We start from the raw sequence: 11,823 nt of genomic DNA, 5'->3' as shown, positions 1-11,823 counted from the left end.
AATAAATAAAGAAACGACGGGGTGTATGGTAAATGCAAATACTCGTCGTTTTTTTGTTTCTGATAATCCGGCTATTTTTATTCGGTTGTTCTTATTGACGAATCAGAGGCAGGGTGAAGTAGAATCTGCTTCCTTTTCCTTCTTGGGAACGCAGCCATATACGTCCTCCCATTTTCTCTACTAACATTCTGCAAAGAGTTAATCCGAGTCCGGTACCTTGTACAAAGTCGTTTATTTTACCGAATCGTTGGAAGATAGTAGCTACTCTTTCTGCCGGGATACCGATACCACTATCTTTGACATAAAATTCCACGAAATCTTCTTTCTCCCGATAGCCGAAATGAATTTCTCCTTTTGGGGTGAATTTGGCAGCATTACTAAGCAAGTTACTTATAATCTGTATGATACGATTCCAGTCTCCGGATACATAAAGCTCGGTGTCTACATCGTCCAGAATCAGTTTAGTACCGTTTTTGACTTTATAACAGAATTGCTGTTCCAGTTGCAGGCAGATATCTATTAATTTGATAGGGCGGATATTGAAACTCAATGAATCGGCTTCGAGTGATGACAAATCCAGAATATCATTGAACAGATTCAGTAATATTTCTGAATTTCTCTCGATGATTTCAGCATACTGTTCCTTCTCGTTTGTGCATTCAGCGTCGATGACTAATTTGGAAAATCCGACGATGGCGTTCAGGGGGGTACGGATCTCATGACTCATGTTGGCAAGAAAAGCTGATTTCAGGCGGTCCGATTCTTCGGCTTTGATTCTGGCGGCTTCCAGCTCTTTTTGTTGTTTCTTGTTGGTTTGTTCCGCATTCCATTGTTCGGATATATCGCGACACATACATAGCAGGTATTCGTTATCCAGAGGGAAAATACGATTTTCGTAATGGTGTAAGATACCGTCCAGCATCAGATCATGCCGGGATGTTGAGCTTTCTCCTGTAAGGATTACCCTGTCCATATTTTGGCGTACGCTTTCGTAGGCTTCCGGCGGAAGTATGTCTTTTACGTTAGAATGGGTGATATTATCGGCATTGATACCTTCCACATGATTGGTCGACGGAGAGGAGGCGAGTTCAATAATGTTTGCATCGTGGTCGAAAACTGTCAACATATCGGGCAGGGCGTCCAGAATACGGGTACTGTATTTTTCACGGAAACGTTCTTGTACGGGGTATGACTGCATAGAAGAAAGATCTTCAACTTTCTTCTCTAATTGTTCTATAATTTTAATCAGCTCTTCTTTTGTCTTGTTCTCGTTGTTTTGCATAGAAGGTTCAATAAATCTGTTATCAATGTTGTATAAAGTGCATTAATATTGCAAATATAAGACAATAATCCGACAAACGTGCCAGGCTTCCTAGTTATTATAATATAAAAAAGGAGGATAGCTTTTGCCCTACTAATCAGAATGTTCTATCTTTGCACCACTTATTTATAAATGATTTACAATATGTCTACAGAATTATTCTCTACTCTGCCCTACAAGGTGGCAGATATTACGCTTGCTGACTTCGGACGCAAGGAAATCGATTTGGCAGAAAAAGAAATGCCCGGCCTCATGGCTCTTCGCGAAAAGTATGGAGAATCCAAACCGTTGAAAGGTGCCCGTATTATGGGATCGTTGCACATGACCATTCAGACAGCCGTTCTGATTGAAACATTGGTTGCTTTAGGTGCTGAAGTACGTTGGTGCTCTTGTAATATATATTCGACACAAGACCATGCTGCGGCAGCGATCGCTGCTTCGGGGGTGCCTGTGTTTGCATGGAAGGGTGAAACGCTTGCCGACTACTGGTGGTGTACGTTGCAGGCTTTGAGTTTCCCCGGTGGTAAAGGACCGAATGTGATTGTAGATGATGGTGGTGATGCAACCATGATGATTCACGTTGGTTATGATGCTGAAAACAATGCTGCCGTGCTGGATAAGGAAGTGCACGCAGAAGATGAAATAGAGCTGAATGCTATCTTGAAGAAAGTGTTGGCGGAAGATGCTACCCGTTGGCATCGCGTAGCGGAAGAAGTTCGTGGCGTATCTGAAGAGACAACCACAGGTGTACACCGTCTGTACCAGATGCAGGAAGAAGGCAAACTGTTATTCCCGGCATTCAATGTGAACGATTCGGTAACGAAGTCCAAATTCGATAATCTGTACGGATGTCGTGAATCATTAGCTGACGGTATCAAGCGTGCAACGGATGTGATGATTGCCGGTAAGGTAGTAGTTGTATGTGGCTATGGTGATGTCGGTAAAGGATGTTCACATTCCATGCGCTCTTACGGGGCACGTGTGCTTGTGACGGAAGTAGACCCGATCTGCGCATTGCAAGCGGCAATGGAAGGCTTTGAAGTAGTGACAATGGAGGATGCGTGCACTGAAGGCAATATTTTCGTGACTACTACTGGCAATATCGATATTATCCGTATTGACCACATGGAGAAGATGAAAGACCAGGCTATCGTATGTAATATCGGTCACTTCGACAATGAAATTCAGGTGGATGCGTTGAAACATTATGCGGGTATCAAATGCGTGAATATAAAACCGCAGGTAGACCGTTATTATTTCCCGGATGGCCATAGCATTATACTGCTTGCCGACGGCCGTCTGGTAAATCTGGGGTGTGCGACAGGACATCCGTCATTCGTGATGAGTAACTCGTTTACTAATCAGACATTAGCTCAGATCGAACTGTTCAATAAAAAATATGATATAAATGTATATCGTTTGCCGAAACATCTGGATGAGGAAGTAGCCCGTCTGCATCTTGAAAAAATCGGGGTGAAACTGACTAAGCTGACTCCTGAACAGGCTGCTTATATCGGTGTATCGGTAGACGGCCCTTACAAGGCGGATCATTATAGATACTAAATTCAGTTGATAATTGATAGTTGATAAATGATAGTTGTTGGCTTGGGGGCTGAATGCAACAAGTCAGTTATCATTCTCAACTATCAATTATCATTTATCAACTATCAATATATTATGAAGAAAATCCTTCCAGACTTAATTGCCATTCTGGCTTTTATCATTCTTTCTTTTGCTTATTTCTTTCCGGCTGATATCGAAGGTCGTATTCTGTTTCAGCACGATTCGGTGGCCGGAGTTGGTGCAGGGCAAGAATCCAAGGAATATCTCGAACGTACCGGAGAACGTACACGCTGGACAAACTCTATTTTTGGCGGTATGCCTACCTATCAGATGTCTCCGAGCTACGATTCAACAAAGACTTTGAAGTGGGTGGAAAAGGTGTATCAGTTATACCTTCCCGGCTATGTCGTACTGACTTTCATTATGATGCTGGGCTTTTATATCCTTCTGCGAGCATTCGGATTATCAGCATGGCTGGCAGGACTAGGGGGGATTATATGGGCATTCTCTTCCTATTTCTTTATTCTGATACCGGCGGGGCATATCTGGAAGTTTGTTACATTGGCTTATATTCCGCCTACGATTGCCGGTGTCGTATTGGCTTATCGGAAGAAATATTTGTTAGGAGGGGTTATTACAGCCTTGTTTATTGCTCTTCAGATTCAGTCGAATCACATTCAGATGAGTTATTACTTCATGTTTGTGATCCTGTTCTTTATAATAGCTTATTTTGTTGATGCTTATGAAAAGAAGGAATTGCCGCATTTCTTTAAGGCTAGCGCTATTCTTGCATTAGCTGCTGTGGTAGGAGTTTGCGTAAATATCTCCAACTTGTACCATACTTACGAGTATAGTAAGGAGACCATGCGCGGTAAGAGCGAACTGAAACAGGAAGGCCCTGCTGCCAACCAGACCAGTAGCGGACTGGACCGCGATTATATTACAAATTGGAGCTATGGCATAGGTGAAACACTGACTCTATTAGTGCCCAACGTTAAGGGAGGGGGCTGTTCTACTACTTTGTCACAGAATGAAACTGCTATGGCAAAAGCAAACCCGATGTACGGAAACCTTTATTCGCAGTTGACGCCCTATTTTGGCGATCAGCCGTGGACTGCCGGGCCGGTATATGTCGGAGCGTTTGTTGTGTTCCTGTTTATTTTGGGATGTTTTATAGTTAAAGGACCGCTCAAATGGGCACTGTTGGGAGCCACCATTTTCTCTATCCTTCTTTCGTGGGGAAAGAACTTCATGGGGCTGACTGATTTCTTCATCGATTATATTCCGATGTATAATAAATTCCGTGCGGTATCCTCCATTCTTGTAATAGCCGAATTTACAATTCCGTTGTTGGCGATTTTTGCTTTGAAAGAGATTCTGAGCAAACCGGATATCCTGAAGCTGAAAGAGAACCGTACAGGAGTAATTGTCACGTTGGTGCTTACAGCCGGTGTTGCGTTGATTCTGGCTGTTGCTCCGGGAGTTTTCTTCTCCAACTTCAGTTCAGGACAGGAAATGGCTGCTTTGAAGCAAGGGCTTCCGGCGGAACATCTTGTTCCTGTCATGACCAGCCTGAAAGATATGCGTGAGGCGATACTAACTTCGGATGCATGGCGTAGCTTTTTTATCATCGTTATAGGTTGCCTGCTTTTATTCTTATATCAACAGAAGAAGTTGAAAGCCTCATTCACCTTAGGAGGTATTGTACTTCTGTGTCTGATAGATATGTGGAGTGTCAACAAACGCTATTTGTATGACGATCTGTTTGTTCCGAAGTCCAAACAAGCAGAAGCATTCGTCAAGACGCAGGCGGATGAAATTATTCTTCAAGATACGACCTTATATTATCGGGTATTGAACTTTGTAGGTTTCCCCGGCAATACATTTAATGAGAATAATACAGCGTACTGGCATAAGAGTGTCGGTGGTTATCATGCCGCCAAGTTGCGCCGTTATCAGGAAATGATCGATCATCATATTACTCCGGAAATGCAGGCGACCTATCAGGAAGTAGCTGCTGCCGGTGGCAAAATGGACAGCGTGGATGCTTCTAAATTTCGTGTGCTGAATATGCTGAACACGAAATACTTTATCTTCCCTGCCGGACAACAGGGGCAGCCTGTTCCTGTGGAAAATCCGTATGCATACGGTAATGCCTGGTTTGTGGATAAGGTGCAGTATGTGAATAATGCAAATGAGGAAATTGATGCTTTGAATGATATTCTTCCTACGGAAACCGCTGTAGTAGATGCGAAGTTTAAGGAAAAACTGAAGGGTGTGACGGAAGGATATAAGGACTCTCTGTCTGCCATTCGTTTGACGAGCTATGAGCCGAATCGTTTGGTTTATAAGACTTCTTCCGCTAAAGACGGTGTAGTTGTTTTCTCTGAAATATATTATCCGGGATGGCAGGCAACGATTGACGGTCAGCCGGTGGATATTGCCCGGGCGGACTATGTGTTGCGTGTAATGAATATTCCGGCCGGTGAACATACGATTGAGATGTGGTTTGATCCGCAGAGCATACATGTGACGGAAAGTATTGCTTACGCAGCATTGGCTTTGCTGTTGATTGGAGTGATGATTCTGGTATGGATGAGTAGAAGCAGAATCTCTAAGAAATCTTGAATGAAATGATGTAATGCTTACCTTATTGCATAGAATAGATAAGGTTATTAGATAAGAACGGCTCTCTTCCTCCCGAAGAGAGCCGTTTTGCATTCACTAAAAAATTATGAAAAACAAACGCTATTTGGTTGTTTGAATATGCTGATTAATCATTCTTTATTTGTTTTAATACCTCAAAACTAAGCAGATACTGGGATAGATGAAAATAAAATCGACTAAGTACGGAGTTTTGTCTATCAAAAGTTCTGTTGAAAAAGGAAAATATGAATATAAAGAGTCGGTTTATGGGTAGCTTTCATTTGTCCTAACCCACTAAATTTGTAGCCGATTATAGAGCATATATTATGAAAAGACTACTGTTCATTTTTACCTTTTTTATTTTGCTCGTTGTAAACGGGAGAGCGCAAGGAGTAGAAACCTTGACATTGGAAGATTGCCTTCGGATAGGTATTGATAACAACTTGTCGTTGGAGAGCAAGCGTAGAGAAATACAGAAAAGCAAATATGGTGTATCTGAAAATCGGGCAAGATTGTTGCCGCAGATTAGTGCTGTCGCCGGTTATAGTAATAATTTTGATCCTCCGGTATCTGTGACGGACGGTTCATCTTACGGCGTTCCCTATAATATTACTCAAACATTGCAACATTCTGCTAATGCAGGCCTGGAAATGCAAATGCCGCTTTTCAACCAGACTCTTTATACTTCTATGTCTATTGCTAAAGTTGTGGAGGAGATCAGCCGCTTGTCTTATGGTAAGGCGAGGGAGGACATTATTCTTCAAATTAGCAAGATGTACTATCTGGGGCAAGTAACAGCCGAGCAAATAGTGTTGATAAAGGCGAATATCACCCGTCTGGAAGAGTTGCGGGATATAACCCGGGCTTTCTTTGATAATGGTATGTCTATGGAAGTCGACCTGAAAAGAGTAAATATCAATTTGGAGAACCTGAAAGTGCAATATGACAATGCACAGGCAATGATGAAGCAGCAACTTAATATGTTGAAATACATTATGGATTATCCGGCTGAAAAAGAAATAGCCCTGACGCCGGTTAATACTGATAGCATTACTACGGTCGCTTTAACCGGTTTGTCGGAAAACCTCTACGAACTGCAACTCACGCAATCGCAGCTGGAACTGGCTGAACGGCAAAAACGGATGATTACTAATGGCTATATCCCTTCTCTTAGTTTGACAGGGAACTGGAGATATGCTGCCTACACAGATAAAGGTTATCATTGGTTCCATTCCGGTCCGTCCAATCATTGGTTTCGTTCGTATGGACTAGGGCTGACTTTGCGCATTCCTATTTTTGATGGACTGGATAAAACCTATAAGATAAGGAAAGCGATGATCGACATTGAGAATCGCAAGCTGGCATGGGAGGACACCCGGAAAAATCTGCAAACCCAATATTTGAATGCGGTGAATGACCTGATGAATAACCAGCGTAATTTTAAAAAACAGAAAGATAACTATCTGTTGGCGGAAGATGTCTATGCCGTTACTTCTGACCGTTATCGCGAAGGGATCGCTTCAATGACTGAGGTGCTGCAAGACGAAATGCAGATGAGTGAAGCGCAGAACAATTATATCAATGCACATTATAATTATCGGGTCACCAACCTGATGCTCCTCAAACTGACCGGGCAGATAGAATCATTAGTCAAATAATATGCAACTAACAATCGAATCATAAAATATGGAAACAATGGAAAATAATATTCCTTCCGCTACTCATCAGGAGAAAGCGAAGAAAATGAAGAAACTTCGTCGTTGGCAGATTGCAGTCAGCCTTTTAGGAGTGGCTATTATTGTCTGGGGAGTAATTGAAGTGGTTTGTCTCTTTTTGAATTATAGCCAGACGGAAACCAGCAACGATGCCCAGATCGAGCAATATGTATCGCCTATCAACCTGCGTGCTTCAGGATATATTGATAAGATTTACTTTACCGAGCATCAGGAGGTACATAAAGGGGATACTCTGATGGTGCTCGACGATCGTGAATATAAAATCCGGGTAATGGAAGCCGAAGCCGCACTGAAGGATGCACAAGCCGGTGCCACAATAATTAATGCCACGTTGAATACTACACAGACCACTGCATCCGTCTATGATGCCTCTATTGCTGAAATCGAAGTGCGCCTGGCTAAACTGGAGAAAGACCGGAAACGATATGAAAATCTGGTGAAACGAAATGCAGCGACTCCTATTCAGCTTGAACAGATTATTACGGATTATGAGGCTACGCGTAAGAAGCTGGAAGCTGTGGAAAGACAGAAGAAAGCTGCCCTTTCCGGTGTGGATGAGGTGTCTTATCGTCGTGTGAGTACCGAAGCTGCTATTCAACGGGCAACGGCGGCACTTGAAATGGCACGCCTGAATCTGTCTTATACGGTTGTGGTAGCTCCCTGTGATGGAAAGCTCGGTCGTCGTTCGTTGGAGGAAGGACAATTCATTTCCGCCGGACAAACGATTACTTATATTCTTCCTAATACTCAAAAATGGATTGTAGCCAATTATAAGGAAACGCAAATTGAGAATCTGCATATCGGACAGGAAGTATCTGTTACGGTAGACGCTATTAGTGATAAAGAGTTTACGGGGAAGGTGACATCTATTTCAGGGGCCACAGGTTCTAAATACTCATTAGTCCCGACAGATAATTCGGCCGGAAACTTTGTAAAGATACAACAGCGTATCCCTGTACGTATTGATTTTACTAATTTATCCAAAGAAGATAACGAACGACTGGCAGCTGGTATGATGGTCGTGGTTAAAGCCCGGCTTTAGTTTCATTTTGCCTTGTCCGTGAAGTGTGATTAACTATTTGTAAACAGTAATTTGGATTTACACAAATGCCCTCATATCCTAAAAACTATCCTTTTTATAACTGGATGCCCAAGCCATTGGGGATTATCATCCTATTATTCTTTTTCCTGCCGATTCTTACGGTAGGCGGGGTTTATTCGGTGAATAGTACCGAGATGATGAGCGGTCTTGGCATTATTTCCGAACATATTCAGTTTGCTAACTTTGTGACTTCGATCGGTATGGCGGCTTTTGCTCCATTCTTGTACGAACTGGTGTGTGTGCGCCGAGAGAAGATGATGTGCATTGTCGGATTCGCATTGATGTATATATTCAGTTATATTTGTGCCAAGACCGATAGCGTATTCCTGTTAGCACTTTGTAGCCTGTTGACAGGCTTTCTGCGTATGGTGTTGATGATGGTCAATCTGTTTACCCTTATTTGGTATGCCGGAGGCATGGAAGCTACCCGTAATATCACTCCGGGGCTGGAACCGAAAGACGCAGCCGGTTGGAACAAACTGGATATTGAAAGATGTGTGAGCCAGCCGGCGGTTTATCTGTTTTTTATGATTCTGGGACAGTCGGGTACGGCACTCACGGCTTGGCTGTCCTTTGAATATGAGTGGAAGTATGTGTATTATTTTATGATGGGGATTCTACTGGTTTCTATCTTAATCATATTTATCACTATGCCCAATTACAAATTCCCTGGGCGCTTTCCTATCAACTTCCGTAAGTTCGGTAATGTCACTGCCTTCTGTGTTTCGCTGACGTGTCTCACTTATGTACTGGTTTACGGTAAAGTGCTCGATTGGTACGATGATGAGTCTATCCGTTGGGCAACTGCTGTCAGCATACTTTTTGCCGGGATCTTTCTCTATATGGATGTCACCCGCCGGTCGCCTTATGTCTTGTTGGATGCATTCAAACTACGCACCATCCGTATGGGCGCTTTGCTTTATCTGCTGCTGATGATCATCAATTCCAGTGCCATGTTTGTTAATGTATTCGCAGGTGTAGGGATGCATCTTGATAATTTGCAGAATGCTTCGTTGGGCAATTGGTGCATGGTGGGATATACTATTGGTGCAGTGATTGCTATGGCGTTGGGGAGCAAAGGATTGCATTTCAAATATCTTTTTGCTCTTGGTTTTTTCTTTCTGTCCTTATCGGCTGTGTTCATGTATTTTGAAGTACAGACAGCAGGGATGTATGAACGTTTGAAGTATGCAGTCATTATCCGTGCTATTGGTATGATGATTTTGTATGCCCTGACGGCAGCTTATGCTAATCAGCGTATGCCTTTCAAATACCTTTCTACCTGGATTTGCATCATGCTCACCGTGCGTATGGTGCTGGGACCCGGTATTGGAGGAGCTATTTATTCGAATGTGCTCCAGGAACGGCAGCAACATTACATCACCCGTTATGCGCAAAATGTAGATTTGCTAAATCCGGATGCTTCTACTTCTTTTCTTGGTACGGTGCAGGGGATGAAGTATCAAGGGAAAAGTGAGACGGAAGCCCGTAATATGGCAGCTATATCTACTAAGGGACGGATTCAGGTGCAAGCCACGCTTTCCGCCCTCAAAGAAATGGCAGGCTGGACGATCTATGGCGGGTTAATTTGTATGATATTTGTGCTTGTTGTTCCTTATCCTAAACGAAAATTGCTAACTTAGCGTCGTTTTTGATAATGATTTATATAATGTATTGGTATTATGGATACACAGCAAGATCGTTTATTGCAATTTGACCGCGACTTGTTGAGCGGGAAAAATATATGTAGTTCGAGAGGTGTACTTGTGACTTTTCCGTCTTCTTTAAAAAAACTGTTCCACATGAAAGGATTGGGGGTGATTATTTGTCACCGGGGGAGTTTCCAGTTTTCCTTGAATCAGAAGGTCTGTTCTGCTAAGGCGGGCGAAAGCCTGTTTATTCCCGAAGAAGGTGCGTTTCAGGTTCTTCAGGAATCAGAAGATATGGAAGTACAGATTCTGATCTATCAGATAGAGCCCATACGGGATATTATGGGCAATGCGGTTGTGACTATGTATATGTATTCGCGGATTACTCCTGATGAGCCTAGTTGTGTGTGGACCACCGGTGAAGAAGAAGAAATCACGAAATATATGTCTCTGCTCGACAGTGCTGTGGAGGTAGAAGAAAATCCATTTAAACTTTACGAACAAAAACTGCTTCTACTTGCATTAACATACAGGATTTGTTCCATGTATAATCGTAAATTAGTGAATGATGGAGAAGAAGCGGGAGGACGGAAAAATGAAGTCTTCATCCGTTTAATCCAGTTAATTGAGAAATATTATATGCAGGAGCGGGGAGTGGAATTTTATGCGGATAAACTCTGTTTGTCTCCTAAATATCTTTCTGCGGTTTCAAAAAGTATATGCGGGTATACAGTACAGGAACTTGTATTCAAGGCGATTATCCGTAAAAGTATCTCGTTGCTGAAGAATACTCAGCAGGACATTCAGGAAATCTCGAATGCTTTCGGCTTCCCCAATGCTTCTTATTTCGGTACATTCTTTAAGAAGCAAGTGGGGATGTCACCGCAGCAATATCGAAAGAGTCTTTAAAGATTTATTCTTTTTCTCCGTAGGCAAGATCGCCTGCGTCGCCCAGCCCCGGAACGATATAGGAGTGTTCATTGATTTCGGGGTCGATAGCAGCACACCAGATCGTTGTCTTATCTTCGGGGAATACATTTATAATATGATCGATAGCCTTCTGGCTGGCGATGATGGAAGCAACGTGGATTTCGGCAGGGTGACCTTTGGTCAGCATTGCCTGATAGCTCAGTTCCATACTGCCGCCTGTTGCCAACATAGGGTCGGTGATGATCAGCGTTTTGTCGTCAATACGGGGAGAAGCGATATATTCTATATGTATATCAAATTTTAGCGTATCCTTATACTTACGGTATGCGGAAACAAACGCATTCTCCGCACCATCGAAATAACTCAAGAAGCCCTGATGGAAGGGTAGGCCTGCACGTAAGATAGTGCTGATAACTAAATTGTTGTCCGGTGTACTTACCGGAGCAACTCCCAGTGGTGTCCGGATGTTTTTTACCGAATATGTAAACTCCTTACTCATTTCATACGCCATGATTTCTCCGATACGTTCAATGTTACGGCGGAAGCGAAGGCGGTCGTTCTGAACTTCTACATTTCTGATCTCGGATATGTACTGGTTTAGAATCGAATTTGTTTTGCTAAAATCAATTACTTTCATATTATAGTTTAATCATAATTTAATCTCATTTTCATAGTATTGATAGCATACTGACTTGCAAAGTAAATGATAATCTTTCAAATTGCAATATTCAGTTTGCAGATATTGTTAGGAATTTATAAAAGAGATTCAATTAGGGAAAAATTTCTCTAATCCCTTCTTGCTTTCCAAAGAAAGTGTTACTTTTGTACCCGGATTTACAAGGGGGCGTTCCTCAATCCCCTTCTTAGTCAAAAGGT

General features: G+C 42.6%; 8 protein-coding genes. 6 read left to right on the top strand and 2 right to left on the bottom strand.

Translation table 11 applies throughout. The annotated features are described in order from the left end of the window. Positions 1–91 precede the first annotated feature (91 nt). A complete protein-coding gene (locus CGC64_RS02340) occupies positions 92–1,282 on the bottom strand; it encodes a sensor histidine kinase (RefSeq protein WP_005675295.1) in 1,191 nt (396 codons plus the stop codon). Positions 1,283–1,453: 171 nt separating this feature from the next. Here CGC64_RS02340 and ahcY point away from each other — a divergent pair, with 171 nt between their 5' ends. The 6 genes from ahcY (at position 1,454) to CGC64_RS02310 (ending at position 10,926) form a co-directional block, all read left to right on the top strand. Further along, positions 1,454–2,884, top strand: coding sequence for an adenosylhomocysteinase (gene ahcY, locus CGC64_RS02335; RefSeq protein ID WP_005675296.1), 1,431 nt, complete (start codon positions 1,454–1,456; stop codon positions 2,882–2,884). Between the two features lie 114 nt (positions 2,885–2,998). Then, a complete protein-coding gene (locus CGC64_RS02330) occupies positions 2,999–5,512 on the top strand; it encodes a YfhO family protein (RefSeq protein ID WP_005675297.1) in 2,514 nt (837 codons plus the stop codon). A gap of 344 nt (positions 5,513–5,856) precedes the next feature. After that, complete coding sequence (locus CGC64_RS02325; protein ID WP_005675299.1) at positions 5,857–7,188, top strand: TolC family protein; 1,332 nt, start codon at positions 5,857–5,859, stop codon at positions 7,186–7,188. Positions 7,189–7,216: 28 nt separating this feature from the next. Next, positions 7,217–8,308, top strand: a complete 1,092-nt coding sequence (locus CGC64_RS02320; protein ID WP_005675300.1) for an HlyD family secretion protein — start codon at positions 7,217–7,219, stop codon at positions 8,306–8,308. A 65-nt stretch (positions 8,309–8,373) separates the two neighbouring features. Continuing rightward, the gene (locus CGC64_RS02315; protein ID WP_005681770.1) at positions 8,374–10,011 is read left to right on the top strand and encodes an efflux MFS transporter permease; all 1,638 of its coding nucleotides are present in this window, start codon (positions 8,374–8,376) and stop codon (positions 10,009–10,011) included. Positions 10,012–10,050: 39 nt separating this feature from the next. Then, positions 10,051–10,926: a helix-turn-helix domain-containing protein gene (locus CGC64_RS02310; RefSeq protein WP_005675304.1), complete on the top strand. Its 876-nt coding sequence runs from the start codon at positions 10,051–10,053 to the stop codon at positions 10,924–10,926. Between the two features lie 4 nt (positions 10,927–10,930). Here CGC64_RS02310 and upp read toward each other — a convergent pair whose 3' ends face one another. Then, positions 10,931–11,584 (bottom strand): uracil phosphoribosyltransferase, encoded by a 654-nt coding sequence (gene upp, locus CGC64_RS02305; RefSeq protein ID WP_005675306.1) that lies wholly within the window; start codon positions 11,582–11,584, stop codon positions 10,931–10,933. Positions 11,585–11,823: the final 239 nt, after the last annotated feature.

The sequence above is a fragment of the Bacteroides caccae genome (assembly GCF_002222615.2).
GTDB lineage: Bacteria > Bacteroidota > Bacteroidia > Bacteroidales > Bacteroidaceae > Bacteroides > Bacteroides caccae.
This window is presented reverse-complemented; position numbering and strand designations above follow the sequence as displayed.